We start from the raw sequence: 18,875 nt of genomic DNA, 5'->3' as shown, positions 1-18,875 counted from the left end.
CGGCGAGAGTACGCTCCGCTCCCCCGCGGGTGCGAACGACTTACGCCTCGTCGGTTTCCTCGTACAGGCGCAGCAGTTCGTGCCGGCGGCGCGGCACCGGCAACAGGTCCCGCACCTGGTCGATCCGCCCGACCGGCCACCGCCGTGCGATACGTTCGACGGCCGGGTCCCCGATCTGCGCGCGCAGCGCACCAGGGAAGTCTCCCCAGACGACCTTGAACGGGCGGTTCCACAACTGGTGCACCTCGGTGGCGACCGGCTCGGTGACACCCAGCGCGTTGTGCATGGCGGCGAGCTTCTCGTACGCCACCGCCAGGGACTCCTCGCGTTCGAGCCAGGTGCCGGCGTGAAGAGCGCGGGAGAGTACGGGAGTCAGTTCGGCGCCGCAGGCCAGCCGGGAGAAGGCGGTGCCGAACCACTTCGAGTACGGCGCGTACTGGCGTTCCATCAGAAAACACAAGGCCATCAGGTCGTGCACCAGCTGGGCACCGATGAGCGCCGACCCGAGTTCGTCACCCGCGAAGCCCGTTCGCCCCACCAGGTTGGCCTCCGGATGCACCCGCCACCAGCCCGCGAGCAGGAGGTAGAGCCACACGTCGTGCGGGTAGCAGGCGAACCGGTCGCGGACAGCCCGCAGGCCGACGTCGTCGTGGTGGACGGCGCCGGCGGTCAGCATCCGGAGCCGATCCTCGGGAAAGGTGAGCCAGTCGTGCGCCTCGGTTTCCTGGCCGAGGTCGAAACCCAGCTGGGCAAGGACGTAGCCGTCCAGGGTGTGGATCTCGTACTTCGTCGGATGCTCGGCGAACCGAGCGGGCACTCCCGTCCGCAGCGCCTCCTCGACCGCCGCGCCGTGCCGGGCGTGATCCTCCTCGCGCAGGAAGAGCAGCACGCGGGCATCCCAGTCGTGGTCGGCGGACATCTCGTCGTCGAAGCCCAGCACCTCCGAGCCACGGCCGAGAAGTGTCGCGCTGTGTGGCAACCCAGGAAGCCTCGCGTCCAGGACCGGCCGGACGGCCTCGTGGTAGAACCGCGCGCTGAGCTCCCTGCCGGAGACGAATCCAGTCATGCGGAAGGACTTTACGGAGTCTGGAACCCCGCGCGGGTGAGGACGGACCGTCCACGTGCGGACAACACGTAGTCAGTGAAAGCCCTGCCACCGCTGGGGTTCTGGCCATCCTTCAGTACGACGATCGGGTAGGCGTTGACCGCCTTGGCCGACTCGGGAAACTCGACGCCGTCGACGTCGGAGGCCGCCGACCGTGCGTCCGTACGGTAGACGAGGGCCGCGTCGACCTCGCGGATCCGCACCTTCGTCAGGGCGCCCTTGACGTCCGGCTCCAACGTCACCGGGGTGAGTCTGACATGGGCGGCGGCCAGCGCCTTCTGGGCAGCCGCGCCGCAGGGCACCTGCTCCGCGCAGAGGGCGACCTTCGTTCCCGGTCTGGTCAGATCGCCGAGCCCTTTCACGTGCTTCGGGTTGCCCTTCGGCACCGCGATCACCAGCTGGTTGCGGACGAACGTGGTCGGGCTTCCGGCCGCGTGGCCCTGCTCGGTGACGTCACGCATGTTGGTCGGCGCGGCTGAGGCGAACACGTCCACGGGCGCACCCTGGTCGATCTGCGTGGCCAGGGCCGAGCTGCCGCCGAAGTTCAGCCGGACCGTGGCGTGAGGATGCGCCGCCTCGAACTCCTTCGCCAGCGTGGTGAACGCCTCGGTCAGCGAGGCGGCGGCGAACACCGTGATCGTCCCGGAGACCTTGGGTGTGGCGGATTTCGCGGCCGCACTGGTGGTGCTCCTGTTGGGGGTGTCGGCGGCTTTGCCACCGGCGGAGTTCGTGCCGCCCCCGCAGCCGGCCAGGCCGACCAGCGTCGCCGTGGCGAGCGCGACCAGGCCGGCCCGCGTCGTGCGCAGCCAGGCACTCACGAGCGGCCCCCGCGCTCGACCACGACGTTCGTCGACTTGATCACCGCGACCGCCACCGAGCCCACCTCCAGGCCGAGTTCGTCCACCGCCTCCCGGCTCATCAGCGACACCACCCGGAACGGCCCGGCCTGGATGTCGACCTGGGCCATCACGGTGTCCTTCGCGACGGCGGTGACGATGCCGCGAAGCCGGTTGCGGGCGGAGGAAAATCCGGCGCCCTCCGCGTCCGGATCACCCGCCTGGGCGCGGGCGAACGCCGCGAGGTCCTGTCCGGCCACCACGCGGTGTCCCTGCCCGTCGCGGTCGGCGGCGAGCCGGCCGGCGTCCACCCAACGGCGCACCGTGTCGTTGCTGACGCCCAGAAGCTCGGCCGCCTCACTGATCCGGAAGACTGTCACGCCCTCACCATAGCGGGCGCAGGTGCGAGGTCGAACCACCAATTCTCCTCGCATCCGCGCCCGTCCAGCCAGGGTTGGGTCGCGCATCTGCCGTACGGGATCTCCGGCCGCCTCAGCCGTGACCGCCGACGGTGACCCGGCCGATCGTCAACGTCGGGTTGCCCTGCAGCACCTCACCCACCCGTCGTACCTGCAGGTCGAGATCCTCGCGCTGGGCCGCGGTCAGGTCCACGACCGGCTCGACGGTGATCGCGATCCGGCGGCCGCTTCGGCGCTGGTGCCACAACCCGCCGACCACCCCGTCGACCAGGAGCACCTGGAAGTTGCCGCCGAGCACCCGGTCGGCGGCACGCCCCGGGTAGAGGTGCTCGGGCGGCTGGTTACCGACCCGGTAGGCGTATCCGTCGAAGTACGGCAGCAGGCGTACTCCGCTCGGCACCTGGCCGGGCACGTCCGGCAGGTACGGCAGGTCCACCTCGCCGGCCGGCAGCCACGCAGCGTTCCCCTCGACGTCGACCCGGCACAGCTCACCGGCCGCGGATTCGAACACCGCACGGGCCCACGACACCGGCGCGTTCAGCCAGTGCGCGAACCGCTGTGGTGTCGACGGCCCGTACGCACGCAGATAGCTGCGAAGCAGCCGGGGCAGCGCCTCCTCCGCCGGGGCGGGCCGGAACGACGGGAGCCAGCGCCGTGGGTTGGTGTAGGTCACGTTGCGGCCGCGGTTCGGCCCGAAGCACAGCGTTCCCCGATGCCCCGCGAGGTGCTGGACCTGGCGCCAACGTGGCCAGTACGTCTGGAACGCCGGGATCACCGGATCCGCCGCCCATGACCCGGCGAGGTCCGCCACCGCCTCGGTGAGTTCGTCCACGGTGAGCTCGGCGTCCAGCAGCGCGGTGCCGATGGCCTCCACCACCGCCTCGGTCTGGTCCGGGCTCATCCGCACCGACTCCGGAAAGGGGCTGATGCCCGGCGGGAGTGCGGACAGCGCGCCGGTCCAGGTGGCGAGCTCGTCCGCGGGCAGGAGGTGAACGGTGCCACGCGGACCGAACGTCTTGATCAGACTGTGGTCGTTCCACAATGCGTGCCGGACGTCGACGCGGGTGGAGCCCTCGATCCGGAGCGCTATCCCGAGTTCGGCCGCGGACATCACCTGGGCGTGCGTACCAGCCATCGCCGTGACGATCTCGGCCGGCCGCACGCCCTTGGCCGGCTGGGACAGGGCGTGCACGTGCAGTCGGCGTGCACACACCTGCTGCCACGTCAGTTGCGGAGGGAGCGCGTTGGTCATGCCCGCAACTGTAGGAACCATTGAGGCCAGTTCATGACCTCAACAGCGGCGGCGCACGCCTACGTGTGCTGGTCGGGGTTGGTCCAGTAGAAGGCCTCCGGGTCGTAGACCGCCGGGGTCGGGTGGGTCCAGGCGTTCACCCAGCCGCCGGCGGCGAGGCTTTCCCGGGCCGGCACGTTGCGCAGGTCCTTGTGCACCACGGTCACCTGGGGCGCGTCGGCCACGCAGCCCATCAGGAACGGCCCTTCCTCGATGTGCACCTTGTAGATCTCCCACAGGAGCCGAATCTGCTTCATCCGGTCGGTCTCGACCCGGCCCTTCCGGTACAGCTTCCACAGCCGGTCGATCGGGGTGTCCGGCTCGGCCAGCAGCCACGGCGGCTGCCGCTTCCACGGGTCCTCGTGTGCCTGCGCCTTCAGCTTGCCCGGATCCGCTGTCTGCAAGGCGAAACCCTGCGCGTGCAGCGGCGCCCAGTGCGCGGGTGGCACCGGTACCACAGGGGCCGGGTAGATGAGTGGGGTGTCACTGACTTCCCAGGTGGTGTACGACATCAGCCGGCCGGCCTCCCAGCGCTCCCCGAACGTGGTCGGTGGGACCGGGTTGAGCTCGGTGTCGATGCCGATGGCGCGCCAGTTCTTCTTGATCACGTCGTTCTTGACGATGTTGGTCCGGTCGGTGTCCGCGGGATAGTCCAGGGTGATCCGCAGCCTGGAACCATCGGGCAACTCGCGCTTGCCGTCACCGTCACGGTCGACCACGCCGAGGTCGTCCAGCATCGACTTGGCCTTGTCCGGGTCGTACGTCAGGTAGGAGTCGCGCCAGCGCGCGTACGTCTTGCGGCCGGTGTCGTTGACGAGATACTCGTACGCCGTGGGGTGGGTGGTGCCGGTGGTCTTCTCGCCGGTGTTGAAGTAGACGGACTTGCGTACCTCCTCCCGGTCGTAGGCGTAGGACAGCGCCTGGCGGAACTTCGGGTTCCGGATCAGGGTGCGCAGCTTCGCGTCGGGATAGTCGTAGTTGAAGAAGAACAACGTGCCGGTGCCCGAACCCGAGTTCCACAGGTGCACCTGCATTCCGCTGCGCTTCGAGGACCGCTTCAGCGAGGACACGTCCGGCAGGCCGATGCCCACGAACGGCCCGTGGCAGTAGTCGACCTTTCCCTCCGTCACCTGGAGCTTGCGCACCTGCGGGTCGACGACCGTGGTGAAGGTGAGCGTGTCCAGGTAGGGAAGCTGGCATCCGTCGGGGGCGACCGCCCAGTAGTAGGGGTTGCGTTCGAACGTCACCGCGCGGCCCTCGCGGTAGGTCGCGAGCCGCCAACCGGTCATCGTCGGGCAGTCCGGATTGGTGGCCCAGTTGGCCTTGTCGTCGTGGGTGTTGAACCACGACTTGCTGGTGATCGCCTTGTTGTACTTCGGGTGGAACTGCGAGACGTAGTGCTTCGGCTGCATCCAGGTGGCACCGTTACCACGGTTCACCCACGCGGCGAGACGTTCGGGCAGGACCGGTGCGGGTGCGTCGAAGGTGAGCACCAGCGTGTGGTCGTCGGGTGCGGTGAACTTCGCCAGCGTGTCCGTGCCCGACCGCACGTCGTCCGGCGGCACCTCCGGATGCTCCTTGTTCAGGACCAGGTCCTGCCACCAGTACATGATGTCGGCGGTGGTCCACGGCTTGCCGTCCGACCAGCGCATCCCCTTACGAAAGTGCAGGGTCCACTCGGTGGAGTCGGCGTTCGGCTCCCAGCTGTGCACGAGGCCGGGGCCGATGTCGAGTCCGTCGTTGAGCCACCGCAGCAACGAGTGGCCGTACATGAATTCCTTGTTCGATCCGTCCTCGGTGCTGGTGCCGATCAGCAGCAAGCCACCGCCGTACTTGCCCGGCGACAACCACCGGTGTGGTACGACGTACGGCTGCTCTGGAGAGCGTTTCGCCAACGGCGGCAGGTCGCCGGACCGCACCCGCTTCGCCAGTGCCGGCGCCTCCTTCAACCTGCGGGGGACCTTCGGTGGTTTCGTCAACGAGCCCTTGCCCGTCGGCGGCGCCTTGCCGGACGCGCGGCCGCCGGTTCCACCCGACCCACCGCCCTCCCCCGCCGACGAGCACGCGGAGAGTGTCACGGCCACCGCCGCCGCGGCGGACAGGCGCAACACGTCCCTGCGGCTTGCTGTGGTGGTGGCCATCAGCGCGCGCGGAAGCGTTCGGCCAGCCTGGTCGTACGGGCGGCGAGGTCGGAGATCCGGGAGCCGTCGAAGCCGAACAGCGCACTGCGCAGCCGGTCCTCCAGCGGGTCGACCCAGTGCCGCGGGATCGCGCCGGCCCCCACCAGGGCACCGGCCACCGAACCGGCGGTCGCGCCGTTGGAGTCGGTGTCCCAGCCGCCGAGCACGGTCAACGCGATCGTCCGCGTGAAGTCTCCGTCACCCCACAGCAGCCCGGCCGCGACCACGGCGGCGTTGTTGATCGTGTGCACCCAGCCGTAGTGGCCGTACCTCTGCCCGATCTCGGCGCGGGCGGCCTCCCAGGTCAGGCCGCGGGAGTGCATGTCCAGCACGTCGCGCAGCGCCTCGGCGAGCCGCGACGCGGGCGGCACCACACCACAGGAGACCTCGAGCGCCTCCCGTACCGAACCCGCGGTGAACGCCGCGGCCACCACCGCGGCCGCCCACATCTCGCCGTAGACGCCGTTGGCGACGTGGGACAGAATCGCGTCCTGGTAGGCGAGCCGGGCCGCCGACGCGGGGTCGCCAGGGAACACGTAGCCGAACGCGTCGCCGCGGATCTGCGCCCCGATCCACTCACGGTACGGGTTGCGGTAGACGGCCGTGGCCGGTGCGCGCAGGCCGAGCGCGAGGTTGCGGTAGGCGACGCGTTCTGCGGTGTAGGTCTGGTGCAGCGGCAGCAGAAGGCGCCACGCGTCCGCCACGTGCTGGGGTGTGAGATCGGTTCCATGGTGTTCGAGAAGATGCAGGCCGAGGACCGTGTAGTCCACGTCGTCGTCGCGTGAGCTGCCGTGCACGTTGCCGCGTGTCGTCTGGGAGGCGTTCGGCAGGATCCGGTATCCCTCGGGCACCGGATCCATCAGCGGGATGTAGTCGTCCAGCGGCCAGGCGCCGGCGAGCTCGAGGTAGGAGCGCAGGTGCTCGGGCGTCCAGTGGTCGCCGGACTCGACCGGCTTGCCCAGCATGTTGCCGGCGACCCGTCCCAGCCACGCGCCGTGGATGCGGTTGGCGAGGTCCTCACCGGTGGGCGGCGCGGCCGGCGCCGGCTGGGTGAGGGTGGCGGCCAGCTCGGTCCAGTCGGTGGGCTCGACGTAGGACCACCCGGATCGGTCGCCGGTGGCCTCCTTCTTCGCCAGGTCGTCCAGCAACGCACCGAGTTCGGCCGCACTGCCGTCGGCGAGCTCGGCCAGCCGGCGCTCCTCCTCGTCCACGTCGAACCCGGTCTCGCGAAGTTGGCGGAGCTCCCACTCGGCGAGGTCGCGCAGGTCGATCGCGTCATGCATCGCTGGCCTCCTGGTGTGGCTGGCGCGGTGTGGCTTGTTTCGTACGGATGTACGGACACCGCGCGTCCACGTAACCCCGGCCCGTGAGCAGCGGTCAAGAAGAACGGGTCCGACCGCCGAATACGGCCAGTCCTCACCTGTCCGGTCCAGCCCCGGTCGGCCTCACCCCAGGAGCGCCGCGCGGTTGGCCAGGACGTACGCGATGTCCTCGCGGTAGCCGTCCGTGTGCCGCTCGTCGCGTTGCCGGTCGTACGCGGGATTGCCGGCCCGGACCTCCCGCTCGATCGTCGCGGCGATCGAACCAAGCCGGACGACCAGCAGGTCCAGCAACCGTGCGGGTGGGATGTCACCGCCGTACGCGATCGCGAACGTCCGCAACCGCGCCGCCTGGTCCGGCACCGGGTCCCAGCCGAATGCTCTCGTGGAGCGCGGAGCGGACAGCGGTACGAAGCGGTGTGCTGCATAGCAGAGGTCCCAGGCCCGGGACGACGGACCGGCGAAATCCCAGTCGATGATGGCGGCGACCTCGGCGCCTCGATAGACGAGGTTGTACGGCCCGAGGTCGTTGTGGCCGATGCAGTCGATCTCGCTCGGAAGGCTGGTGCGGACCTGCCAGGAACCCTCGTCGGGCGGCACGAATCCAGCCGTCGCGTCGTGCATCGCACGGATTGCCAATGCCACGTTGACAAGAGCCTCGCCGGACCGTTGGACGTCGGTCAGTGGGTAGGTCCCGCCCTCGCCCCCGACGAAGCCGAGCGTCTCGATGCGGCCGTCCTCGCTGACTGCCACCGGAGCGGGAGCCTGGCCGAAGCCGGATCGGCGAAGGTGCCGCAGCAGAGCGTGGACCTTGGGCGTCCAGGGCCCGGCGCGCCGCTCGACGACCTCACCTTTACGGACGGGCGCGGAGTGGAACCCGCCGGGCAGGATCTCGTTCACGCTCGCCGACACTAGTGGCGTCGGCAACCCGGCTGATGGCCGCGGCCACCGCGGCGCCCGTTGCGAGCGCCACGACCACCAGCCACGCAATCCGGGGCTGCGTCGCGGTGGCGACCAGACCGATGGCGGCCACGCCGACCGCGGCGCCGAGTTGGGCCGCGGTGTTGAGCACACCCGAGGCAGTTCCCTTCAGGTGTACGTCGACGGTGGTTCCCATGTCGTTCGCGGCCACCGAGGTGATCCCGATCCCCAGACCACCGGCCGCGGCGGCGAGGCCGATCCCGGCCACCTGCGGCCAGGCGGCATACACCAGCGTGCCCGCGGCGATGACCCCCAGGCCGGCACCCATGCTGCGGCTCCAGCCGAGGATCGCGACCAGCCGAGGTGCGAGCGCAGATCCGACCGCGGCGAGGATGCTGAACGACACCAGCAACATGGCCGCGCGCAGTGGTGTCAACCCCAGCTTGTCCTGGAGATACAAGGTGGCCACGATGACGGACGAGCTGGTCGTCGCGGTGGCGAAGAACGACCCGAACGCACCCCAGCGCAGGCCGCGGGTCCGCCAGGCCGCACGCTCCACCAGCGGATGGCGGGACCGGCGTTCGAGCACCACGAAACCGGAGGTTGCCAGCAGGCCCAGGGCGGTCACCACCGCACCGAGCACGCGCAACCTGTCCTCGCCGAGCATCGTCGTACCGGCCACGACACCCATCGCTCCCCCGACGAGCAGCAGCGACGACCGCCAGCCGATGCGTACTCCCGACGAGTCCGCGTGGTCGCGTGGGATCGTTCCCACGATGGCGGCGGCCAGCACGGCGGCGAGCAGGATGTCCAGCCAGAACACCGCCCGCCAGGACATGATCTCGGTCAGCACGCCGCCGACGAAGAACCCCGACGCTCCGGCGGTGGCGCCGGCCGCGCTCCACCCGGCGACCGCGCGCCGGCGCACCGGCCCCTCGGGTACGACCGTGGTCAGCAACCGCAGTGCGCACGGAACCGAGGCGGCCGCCGCGGCACCCTGCAACGCTCTTGCCGAGGCGAGCATCCACACCGACTCTGCCAGCGCACCAAGCACGGACGCGACGGCGAACAATGCGAGCGCCCAGAGCACCACCCGACGGTGGCCGAGGCGGTCACCGATGCGCGAGGCCACCATCAGCAGGCCGCCGAAGAACATCGCGTACGCGGTGACGACGAGCGTGCCCGCCGCGGGCGTCCCGCCGAGGTCGGCCAGCATTCGCGGCAACGCGGTCACCACGACCGTCACGCCGAGAACGTCGACGAACTGGACTCCGCACAAGGCCACGACAGCCGAACCGGATCCGGCCCCGTCCTGCTCGCCTGGACTCCGGACTCGGACCTGGGTGTTACCGGCTAAATTGCTCACACTGGAAACATGCCAGGTGCGCAGGCGACCCGCAACTGGTAAAACTGACTTTGATGGAAACATCATCGACTCAGCTGTCCGGCCCGAGGGAGCTGCCGATCGTCGGCGGCCACCTCGCGCTGGACTTCGCCAACACCGTCGACGACCCGCTGGGGCCGGAGCGGCACGACCATGCCGCGACCTACGACGACCTGCTGGCGTGGTCGACCAGAGTGGGGACGATCAGCGAGGCGCAGGCGGACCGGCTGCGCAGGTCGGCGCGGCGCCGGGCCGACGACGCCGCGCGGACCGTCACGCACGCGCATGACCTCCGCGACACGCTCAACGAGTTGTTCGGCCGGATCGTCGAGAGCGGGCCCGGCGGTACGCAGACCGCGAAGCACTGGGCTCGTCTTCGCCCGTACGTCACCGAGGCGATGGCGGCGGCCACCGTGGTCGAGAACGACAACGGCCACTCGAGCCCGCGCCCCGGATCGCCCGTGCTGCGATGGGCGTGGCCGGCATCCGACGACCTGGCCGTGGTCCTGCACCCGGTCGCCTCCGCCGCGGCCGACCTGCTGGTGAGCGACCAGCTTCACCGGCTGTCGCGATGCGCGCGCTGCCCCTGGTTGTTCCTGGACACCTCGAAGAACCACAGCCGCCGCTGGTGCGACATGAACGACTGCGGCAAGGCCCTGAAGATCGAACGCTACGTCGCCCGCCGCGCCGCGGCCCGCCGCAAGGGCGCGAACCGCGACGGCGCGAACCGCTGAACGGCGTTCCGCGAAACGCTGTCCAGATTGCCGCCCGGCGGCGTACGGGCCGTCAGGTGCGGCGCGGGACGATCGGCCCGAACGGGTTCTGCACGCGTGGGCCGTCGATGACCGGTCCGTCGTCGGTGAACTTCAGCCGGGAAAGCCAGACCAGGCGGCCGGAGGGCTGACCGTCGGGCTCCCACGCGTGGTAGACGTACCACCAGTGCGGGCCGACCTCGATCGGCATGCCGTGACCAGGCCCGGACGCCACCTCGTTGCCGGACAGGATCGGACCGTTCCCCTGCTTGGTCCACGGTCCGGTGACCTTGGGAGCCGTTGCCCAGCAGACGCCGTAGCTGTCGTTCCAGTACTCCCCGGTGGAGTAGAAGCAGTAGTAGGCGCCCTCGTACACGATCACGGAGGCACCCTCGATCGTGTACTTCTCGTACGGCTGGTCCATCCCGATGATCCGCTGCGGCTCACCGCGAAGCTCCAGGCCGTCGTCGGTCAGCCGCTGCAGGTAGATGTACGACGGGAGGCCGACAGCGTTGCCGTCGTTCTTCCACAACAACCACAGTGAGCCGTCGGTGTCGCGGAACGGCGACGCGTCGATGCTGCCGCCCTCGTCGGCCTGGCCGACCAGAGGTGCGGAGCGGTCGTCGACGAACGGGCCGGCAGGTGAGTCCGAGACCGAGACCGACACCGCCTGCTGCCCGTTGTCGGCGCGACGGGCGGTGTAGTAGGAGTGGTAACGATCCCCTATCCGCATCACTTCCGGTGCCCAGTGCCGGCCGGACACCGACCACTCGGCGATCACCGGCATGCCGTTGCCGACCTGGGTCCAGTGAACCAGGTCGGGCGACGTCAGCACCGGCATCGCCCCCATGCTCCCGGCGGTGGAGTACAGGTAGAAGGCTCCGTCGGCGAACAGAACCGCGGGATCGGGGTGGTTCGTCGGCTCGACGGGGTTCTGGTAGCCACGCGACTCGGCGTCGGCGGTGCCACCACCCATGAACGCGGCCGCGGCAACTCCTCCGGAAGCGGCCAGCAGGGCACGTCGGCTCATGGGACCGATGAACGGGGACGAGGGATCCTGCGGCATGCCTTCTCCTGTCAACTTGGCCGGCCCTGAAGGACCGGGCTTGGAGGTAGCGCCCAACTGGCTGCTGGGTGGACTCCGCCGTCCAGGCACCCCGTTATGGGATGGCAGGGACGCGTGACTCACGCCCCGCAGTCCACACGGTCGCGCCCCTGCGGGCGAGGACGCGGGAAGCGTTCCGGTCCGCGTGCGCAACGACGCCGCACGACCGGCATGCGAATCTGGCTTGGGAGATGCGGTTGAGCCGGTCCACGTGGCCGCATTCGGCGCACTCCTTGGAGGAGTAGGCGGGATCCACGAATACGAGCGGGACCCCGGCTCGCCGCGCCTTGTAGACGATGAAGTCTCCAAGCTGGGCGAAGGCCCAGGAGTGGAGTGCGACCCGTTGGGGCTTGCGGAGCCGTACCCGGGTGCGGATGCCCTTCAGCTCTTCGAGCGAAAGTCCGCCTCCGGTGCGTTGCGCCGCGGTCACGATCGTCTTGGCGATGATGTGGTTGGTGTTCTTGACGTGCCGCCGTTCGCGGCGGGCACGCTCCTTCAGCCGCCGTTTGGCGGACTTGGTGCGCCTTTTCTGGAGCTTGGCCCGCAGGGCGAGTTGCCGCTTGCGGTACCGGTTGAGCTGCCGCCCGGCGGCCTGGTAGCCGGTGGAGGTGGTGGCGATGTTGACGATGCCGAGATCCACGCCGATGAAACCGTTCGGCTCGTACTGCTCGGCCTCGGGAACTTCACAGGTCGCGATCAGGTAGAACACGCCGTTGCGTTCGATCAGATCGGACTCGCCCTTGCGGTACTGCCGGAGCACCTTCAACGCGTCCGCCGCGCATGCAAACGACACGTTCTTGATCCGGCCTGCGGTGGTCCAGATACTCACCGTCTGCGTGTCGTACTGCCAGCTCAAACAGCGGTCGTCATACGGCTGCGCGGCGTCGGGCCGGAACGTGATCGACTTGGACTCGGCCTTGATCCGGCGCTTGGAGCCCTTCGGGCCGAGGTTCCCGGCGCGCAGGTTGGCGTGCAGCGTGGTGTAGGCGTCCCGAACTTTCTTGATCACGTGTTGCGCGGCCTGCGCGCCCAGGCCCTGTTCCTTGAGCTGGGCGTAGGTGTGCTTGCGCAGTTCGTACTCACGCGGCACGTCATTGACAAACGCGACCTCGGAGACCCAGTTCGCGGCGTCATTGACCATGCGCAGAGTCGCCGACAGCGCGGATGCCTGCGCGGCATCCGGTATCAGCTTGACCTGCGCCACGATCTTCACGTGCGTGATCATAACATTGCTCTATGTCACCTCGATGGCAGCCAAACCCACATGTCCGTAGCACCGCTCGCCGTGGTGAAGGAGTACATCGAGAACCAGAAACGCCCTGGTTAAGGTCAACAGTGCACACCCGTAAACCTGCCTACGCGGGTCAAAGGTTGAGAAGCGATTCCTCCCGGGTCTGAAGACCCGGGGTTCCTCGCTAGATCCTGCTGAAAGGGACGCGGAGCGTCCGAGCCGTACGAGTGGCGCCGAGCAAACGATCATCACGAAGCTAGGTGATCGTTCATCCCCGCGCAACTTCGCCGGCCAGGTCCCTCCCTTCGACCGCGCGTCGCTCTCCCGCACGGACATCGACCGTGACCCGCTTGTCCCCGGTACGTACGACGATCCGCCGGTCGGTGCCGGCGGTCACGTACACCCACTCGATCGTGCCGTCGGTCCACTCCGCGTCCGTCGATCTGGAACGGCGGATGCGCGCAGAGCAAGCTGCGATAGACACCACCCGGTCCCATCGCCGGGCTCTCCGCAACGTCGTCCGGCATCGACGCGAGGAACGCCCGAAGGGCGGTGTGCGCTCCGTCGCCGTCTCGCAGCCGGGCGCGCAACGAGACCCGCCACGCCAGTGACCAGCCGGTCGAGTAGCCACCGCGCGCGATGAGGGTTCGCAGCGCGGCCTCCGCGAGGTCCGGAGTGGAGTCCGGCCTGATCCGTTCGGCCGGGTAGACGCCGAACAGGTGGGACATGTGCCGGTGCTTGGGCTCGGCATCGCACAGTTCGGTGGACCACTCCGCCACCCGGCCGTCGGCTCCGACCCGTTCGGAAGGAAGCCTGTCCAGGGCGTCGGCCACCCGCTCCCGCCAGTCCTTGTCCTGCTGGTCCTGCGTGTCAAGCCGTGCGTGCAGGTCGAGCGCGCGGTCCAGCAGGCCACGGATCATCGCCACGTCGGCGGTCGTCGAGATAGACACGGCCGCCGGCTCCCCGTCCGCTGCCACGAAATGGTTCTCCGGCGAGGTCGACGGCACCACCGCAAGCGTGCCGTCCGGCCGCTCGACCAGCCAGTCCAGGCAGAACGTCGCGGCGTGAACAGGCGTCCCGGCATCCCGGTGTCCTGGAGCTGGTAGCCGAGCCGCTTCAGCACCATGTCCCGGTCGGTGGTGACGTCCTCCAGCGTGGCGACCGATGCCATCAGGTCGATCACGGGCTTGGCGGCCAGTCCCGGCACGGAGGTGCTGCCCACGTGCTCGACGTCCAGGAACAGCCCGGAAGGTTGTCGACCAGCTCCGCGCGAGCGGTCGCTCCGCGTTCGGGCCAGGAAGGGTCGTAGTCCCTTATCTCGATGGTCATCCGCGCATTTCAGGTAGGACGGGTGACTGCAGGTCTTCCGTTCATGACAGAGAAAGCGGCGACGCCCCTGGCCTCCGGAGAGGACAGGGGCGTCGCCGATGGATGCGCCGCGGATTCCGTGCGGCTCGAAGTAGCGGCTACGCCGTCGCGGGCACGCGCTCGCGCTCCGGCCGCGGCTCCGACTCGTTGACCAGGTCGACGCGCTCGGAGTTGTAGATCGCCTCGTCCAGGATGCCCTCCCGCTTGGCCACCAGCGTCGGCACCAGCGCCTGCCCGGCGACGTTGGTCGCGGTCCGCATCATGTCCAGGATCGGGTCGATGGCGATGAGCAGTCCGACGCCCTCCAGCGGCAGGCCCAGCGTCGACAGCGTGAGCGTCAGCATCACGATCGCGCCGGTGAGCCCGGCAGTGGCGGCGGAGCCGAACACCGAGACGAACGCGATCAGGAGGTATTCCTTGATGCCCAGCGGCACGCCGAAGATCTGCGCCACCGTGATGGCCGCGAGCGCGGGGTAGATCGCCGCGCAGCCGTCCATCTTGGTGGTCGCGCCGAACGGCACCGCGAACGACGCGTACGACTCGGGCACGCCGAGGTTGCGGATGGCGACCTGCCGGGTCAGTGGCATCGTTCCCACCGAGGACCGGGACACGAACGCGAGCTGGATCGCGGGCCACGCGCCGGAGAAGAACTTCAGCGGCGAGAGCCCGTGCGCCCGGGCGAGGATCGAGTAGACGCCGAACAGCACCAATGCGCAGCCGACGTACACGTCGACCGTGAACACCGCCAGCGGGGCGAGGAGGTTCCAGCCGTACGTCGCGATCGCCTTGCCGATCAGGCCGAGCGTGCCGAGCGGCGCGAGGCGGATGATCCACCACAGCACCTTCTGCACGATCTCCAGCGCCGAACGGTTGAACGCCAGGAACGGCTCGGCCTTGTCGCCGACCTTCAGCGCGGCGATGCCGATGGCGGCCGCGACGACGACGAGTTGCAGGACGTTGAAGTCAAGCGACGTGGTGGTTCCGGCATCACCGGTCTCGGTGGTCGCGGTGAGGCCGAAGATGTTGGCCGGGACCAAGCCGCTCAGGAAGTCCAGCCAGGTGCCACTGCCGCCCTTGTAGGACGCGCCGTCGGGGGTCAGGCCGCTGTTCGCCCCGGGGTTGGTGATCAGGCCGATCGCCATCCCGATGACCACCGCGATGAGCGAGGTGATCATGAACCACAGCAGGGTCTGCCCGGCCAGCCGGGCGGCGTTGCGGACCTCGCGCAGGTTGGCGATGCTCGCGACGATCGCGGTGAAGATCAGGGGAACGACGGTGATCTTCAGCAGCTGAACGAAGATCGAACCGATCTGGGTGAGGGTCTCCGCGAGCCAGTTGACCTGGAACCCACGGGCGATGCCGCCGAGGATCAGGCCGAGCGCCAGGCCGATGAGGACCTGCGCCCAGAAGGGTACGGAGATGCGCCGTCTGGGCGCGCTGGTTTCGGTGGCCGAGTCGACCATGGTGCGGAGCCTCCGGAAGTAAAGGCGGGAAGAGATGGCGGGATCGCGGGTACTAAAGCGCTGGGCGTCGACACGCACAACTGGCCTGCCGTCGCAGATCGACGTGCAGGCGCCGCCAGAAGTACCGTCCGGTCATCGGCGGGTCCAACGCCCGCGCCTTGCCGCTGTATTCCGCGAGCGGCACCCGAATGTCCGACTCCGGTCAGTCGCCACCTCGTCACGTCACGGCGCGGTCGAACGCGAGCGTGTCGGTGAGCATGCGGTACGCCTGCTGCCGAGCCGCGGGCGGGAAGGTGTGCGGGCCGTCGAACACCCAGGGGACGAACGACTGCTCGGCCCCGTACGCCGCGTACACCTCGCGCACCTGATCCAGCCAGCGCGCCTCGCCCAGGTCGGGAAAGATCGCGTCCTGCCTGCCGGCCACCACCATCAGCGGTCGGGGCGCCACCAGAGCCAGCCAGTGGTGGAAGTCCAGCGGCATCTGCTCGACCGTCGCGTACAGGCCGAGGCGAGGAATCAGTGCGGTCTGGCGCCACCAGCGGTGCGGCGACGGGTCCCGCCGCAGCAGGTTGAGCCCGCAACTGGCGACGCCGGCCGCGATCCGCGGCTCGGCCAGCATGGCGAACACCGTCCCGTACGCACCGTGGGAGTGGCCGATGCACCCGATCCTGCGTGCGTCGACCTGCGGGAGCACCTCGAGCAGGTCGACCGCCCTGGACACGTCGAAGGCCATCTTCGCCATCACCGAGCCGTCGGGGTGGGCGGTGAAGAACTCCTCGGCCGATCGGTAGCGCGCGTTGGCGTGGCCGGCCTGGCGCTCACCGAACGCGATCGCGTCCGGCGCCAGGACGACGAACCCCCGGGCGGCGAGTTCGGCGGCGTACTGCACGTGGCCGGTGTTGCCGCTGGCCTCCAGCCCGACCACCTCCGCCTTGCCGGACGCCGTGGTCTGGTGCAGGGCGATGGCGGCGGGGCGCGACTCCAGGATGGCCACATCCCTCGGCGTCAGCAGCCAGGCGTATCCCCACTCGTCGTCGGTCAGCCGGTAACGCAGCCGGCGCATCGCGTAGGAGCGACCCGGCGCCGGTGGAGACACGACGAACTCCTCACCGAGGTACTCCCAGCCGACCGTGGCGGGCGGGACGTCGGTCACCGAACCGAGGACCTCGGCGGACACGGCCTGCCACCCGGTGCGAGCGTGCTCCCAGCGCTTCAGCCGCTCCTCCGGAGGGCACCGGTCCAGCAGCGGCAGCGGTTCGGCCGAGCCGGACTGCTCGCTGATCACCGGCTCCCACGACCGGCGCGCCTTCCAGGCCTCGAAGTCCCAGCCTCCGTCCGGCCAGTACCACAGGTACGACATCAGCCAGGTGCCCGTCTCGTCCGCGACCGCCTCAGTGCTCGTGGGGGTTCTTGTACGCCATCTGCTCCATGGCGCTGGTCGCCATGAACTGCAGGCGGTAGCTCAGCACCGCGTCGCTCAGGACGTTCACCAGGTCCGCACTGACCACCACCGGGGCGAACGGCGCGGTGACCGTGCCGATCATCCAGACGTTCTCGTCGTGCGCCCTGAGGATCTGCCGGCCGATGGTGAGGCGCTTCTGGTCGTCGACCTCGCCGGCCATCTGGTCGTAGAGCCGTTGCAGCCGGCGGAGGTGCGGCGGCGGCTCCACCCCGGCCTTGCCCCCGGTCTCGTACCACTCGCCGTAGGCGGGTGCCCAGTAGGAGGCTCTCGACGTCGGCACGTACCAGACGGGATCCACGTCCCACAGCAGCCCGGCGACCGTGTAGCCGGGAATGTCGAGCAGGTTGCCGGTGGCGCGTTCGGACCACAGCGGTCCGTTGACGGTCTGGAAGTTGGTCTGCACTCCGACCTTCTGCCAGTTCGCCTTGACGATCTCGTACGCGTCGGAGGCATCGGCCGTTCCGCCGTACTCGAAGGTGAACGTGGTGATGGAAAGCTCCAGCGGTTTGCCGTCGGGGCGCAGCCGGAAGCCCTTGCCGTCCCGCTTCGTCAACCCGGCCTTGTCGAGGTACGCGTTGGCCTTGTCGACGTCGTACGCGGTGAACCGGTTGCCGGATCCCTTGATGTAGTAGTCGTCCTGCGGCACCGCGCAGGGCTGACGCTTTCCGCCCGCACCCGCGTAGAGGATCTTGTTCATCTCGTCGCGGTTGAGCGCGTGGGACAGTCCGGCGCGGAAGTTGACGTTCTGCATCAGCCCGCGAAGCACCGGGTCCTTGTCGCTCTGGTTCATGTACATCGCGATCCACGGAGCGTCGCTGGCCCACCGCAGCAGCCGGAAGCCGTTCTTCTTCGCGGAGTCGGCGAGCACGGGCAGGTCGCGGACGTTCAGCGTCTCGAACTGGATGTCCAGGTCGCCGCCGATCGCCTGCAGCGCGATGGTCTCCGGGCTCAGCTTGGCCTGGGTGATGGTGTCGACGTACGGAAGCTGGCGCCCCTTGGTGTCGACCTTCCAGTAGTACGGGTTGCGTTCGGCGACGAAGCGAGCGTCGCTCGCGGTGAGCTGGTGGGTGAGCTTCCACGGTCCCATCGCCGGCCGGTCGGGGTTGTCACCCGGAGACGCCTTCGCCGTGAACAGGTCCGTCCACGTCTTCAGTCCGGCCGCCTTCACCAGCTTGTCAAGCTTGGCTTTCGGTGCATGGTCCACGTGGAACTGGCTGAGGTAGTGCTTGGGCGTCAGCAGACTGCCCTGGAACGCGCCCCGGAACGCCATCTGGCGAAGGAGAAGCCCGTGCGGCCCGTCGAAGGCGAATCGCACCGTGCGGTCGTCGATCTTGGAGATCACGCCCGGCTTGCCGTTGATGGTCAGCCAGGTGGGGAAGACGGGCGTGAGTTCCTTGTTGGACAGGATCGCCTCGTAGAAGAAGACGAGGTCGTCGGCGGTGAAGGGATGGCCGTCGGACCACTTCGCGCCCTCGCGGAGATGGAACGTGTAGACCTTGCCGTCCTCGGTGATCTCCCACGACTCGGCCAGGCCGGGTACGACGTCCGTCGAGCCGGGCGCCCACTCGACCAGGCCCTCCCGCGCGATGATGAGGAAGTGCGCGCCGGACTGCACCGTGGTGGCCATCCGGATCGTGCCGCCGTAGTTGCCGAGCTGTTCGAGGGGCTTGACGACGGCGGGCTTCTTCGGCAGCCGCTGCCCGAGCGGAGGCAGCTTTCCCTGCTTGACCTGGGCGGCCAGGGACGGCGCCTCCTTGGCGTCACTGCCTGAACCCGCTGCACCTTTCGAACTGCGTGGCTTCTTTCCCGAAGGGTCGGTCGACAGCAGGCTGCATCCGGACAGCAACCAGCTTCCCAGGAATGTGCCGCCGCCCCACTTCAGCAGGCTTCTGCGTTCGGGTCCTGCCGCGCGTGCCGATGTCATGTCCGATCGACTCCTTCGCCCGTCGCCGGCGGGTTCGACCGCCGGTCTCCGCGGCGAACCGATGATCAGTGTCAGCCTGACCGGCATATCGGTCAAGACCATAAGTAGCGAGTGG

17 protein-coding genes are annotated in these 18,875 nt (G+C 69.1%); 1 reads left to right on the top strand and 16 read right to left on the bottom strand.

Annotated features, from left to right (window positions below):
• Positions 1-40 precede the first annotated feature (40 nt).
• The 8 genes from ABZV93_RS00535 to ABZV93_RS00500 form a co-directional block, all read right to left on the bottom strand.
• Positions 41-1,066 carry a DUF4037 domain-containing protein gene (locus ABZV93_RS00535; protein WP_354928016.1) on the bottom strand — a complete coding sequence of 342 codons (1,026 nt, stop codon included), beginning with the start codon at positions 1,064-1,066 and terminating at the stop codon, positions 41-43.
• Between the two features lie 11 nt (positions 1,067-1,077).
• Positions 1,078-1,923 (bottom strand): molybdate ABC transporter substrate-binding protein, encoded by an 846-nt coding sequence (modA, locus tag ABZV93_RS00530; protein ID WP_354928014.1) that lies wholly within the window; start codon positions 1,921-1,923, stop codon positions 1,078-1,080.
• Positions 1,920-2,321 carry a TOBE domain-containing protein gene (locus ABZV93_RS00525; protein ID WP_354928012.1) on the bottom strand — a complete coding sequence of 134 codons (402 nt, stop codon included), beginning with the start codon at positions 2,319-2,321 and terminating at the stop codon, positions 1,920-1,922. Before ABZV93_RS00525 ends, modA begins: the two co-directional genes overlap by 4 nt.
• Positions 2,322-2,433: 112 nt before the next feature.
• Entirely contained in the window at positions 2,434-3,612 is a 1,179-nt protein-coding gene (locus ABZV93_RS00520) for a winged helix DNA-binding domain-containing protein (RefSeq protein ID WP_354928009.1), read from the bottom strand.
• 59 nt (positions 3,613-3,671) lie between these two features.
• On the bottom strand, positions 3,672-5,792 hold the full coding sequence (locus ABZV93_RS00515) for an ABC transporter substrate-binding protein (protein WP_354928006.1): 2,121 nt from the start codon (positions 5,790-5,792) through the stop codon (positions 3,672-3,674).
• A complete protein-coding gene (locus ABZV93_RS00510; protein ID WP_354928003.1) occupies positions 5,792-7,114 on the bottom strand; it encodes an ADP-ribosylglycohydrolase family protein in 1,323 nt (440 codons plus the stop codon). Before ABZV93_RS00510 ends, ABZV93_RS00515 begins: the two co-directional genes overlap by 1 nt.
• Before the next feature lie 162 nt (positions 7,115-7,276).
• Positions 7,277-8,050, bottom strand: a complete 774-nt coding sequence (locus tag ABZV93_RS00505; protein ID WP_354928000.1) for a phosphotransferase — start codon at positions 8,048-8,050, stop codon at positions 7,277-7,279.
• Positions 8,004-9,500, bottom strand: coding sequence for an MFS transporter (locus tag ABZV93_RS00500; protein ID WP_354929704.1), 1,497 nt, complete (start codon positions 9,498-9,500; stop codon positions 8,004-8,006). The genes ABZV93_RS00505 and ABZV93_RS00500 overlap by 47 nt, the downstream gene beginning before the upstream one ends.
• On the opposite strand from ABZV93_RS00500, the gene ABZV93_RS00495 reads away from it, so the two are divergent.
• Positions 9,491-10,189 (top strand): ABATE domain-containing protein, encoded by a 699-nt coding sequence (locus ABZV93_RS00495; protein WP_354927997.1) that lies wholly within the window; start codon positions 9,491-9,493, stop codon positions 10,187-10,189. The genes ABZV93_RS00500 and ABZV93_RS00495 overlap by 10 nt on opposite strands.
• A gap of 52 nt (positions 10,190-10,241) precedes the next feature.
• Here ABZV93_RS00495 and ABZV93_RS00490 read toward each other — a convergent pair whose 3' ends face one another.
• From ABZV93_RS00490 to ABZV93_RS00455, 8 genes are all read right to left on the bottom strand, one after another.
• Entirely contained in the window at positions 10,242-11,237 is a 996-nt protein-coding gene (locus ABZV93_RS00490; protein WP_354927994.1) for a glycoside hydrolase family 43 protein, read from the bottom strand.
• 130 nt (positions 11,238-11,367) lie between these two features.
• Entirely contained in the window at positions 11,368-12,525 is a 1,158-nt protein-coding gene (locus tag ABZV93_RS00485; RefSeq protein ID WP_354927991.1) for a transposase, read from the bottom strand.
• 266 nt (positions 12,526-12,791) lie between these two features.
• Positions 12,792-13,493 carry a hypothetical protein gene (locus ABZV93_RS00480; protein ID WP_354927988.1) on the bottom strand — a complete coding sequence of 234 codons (702 nt, stop codon included), beginning with the start codon at positions 13,491-13,493 and terminating at the stop codon, positions 12,792-12,794.
• A complete protein-coding gene (locus ABZV93_RS00475; protein ID WP_354929701.1) occupies positions 13,460-13,726 on the bottom strand; it encodes a hypothetical protein in 267 nt (88 codons plus the stop codon). Before ABZV93_RS00475 ends, ABZV93_RS00480 begins: the two co-directional genes overlap by 34 nt.
• 283 nt (positions 13,727-14,009) lie before the next feature.
• Positions 14,010-15,374, bottom strand: a complete 1,365-nt coding sequence (locus ABZV93_RS00470) for a dicarboxylate/amino acid:cation symporter (protein ID WP_354927985.1) — start codon at positions 15,372-15,374, stop codon at positions 14,010-14,012.
• 52 nt (positions 15,375-15,426) lie between these two features.
• Complete coding sequence (locus ABZV93_RS00465; protein WP_354929698.1) at positions 15,427-15,510, bottom strand: putative leader peptide; 84 nt, start codon at positions 15,508-15,510, stop codon at positions 15,427-15,429.
• An 81-nt stretch (positions 15,511-15,591) separates the two neighbouring features.
• The gene (locus tag ABZV93_RS00460; RefSeq protein ID WP_354927982.1) at positions 15,592-16,734 is read right to left on the bottom strand and encodes a dienelactone hydrolase family protein; all 1,143 of its coding nucleotides are present in this window, start codon (positions 16,732-16,734) and stop codon (positions 15,592-15,594) included.
• A gap of 31 nt (positions 16,735-16,765) precedes the next feature.
• Positions 16,766-18,760 carry an ABC transporter substrate-binding protein gene (locus ABZV93_RS00455; RefSeq protein WP_354927979.1) on the bottom strand — a complete coding sequence of 665 codons (1,995 nt, stop codon included), beginning with the start codon at positions 18,758-18,760 and terminating at the stop codon, positions 16,766-16,768.
• Between the last annotated feature and the right edge of the window lie 115 nt (positions 18,761-18,875).

This window comes from Actinopolymorpha sp. NPDC004070, from assembly GCF_040610475.1.
Taxonomy (GTDB): Bacteria; Actinomycetota; Actinomycetes; order Propionibacteriales; family Actinopolymorphaceae; genus Actinopolymorpha.
This window is presented reverse-complemented; position numbering and strand designations above follow the sequence as displayed.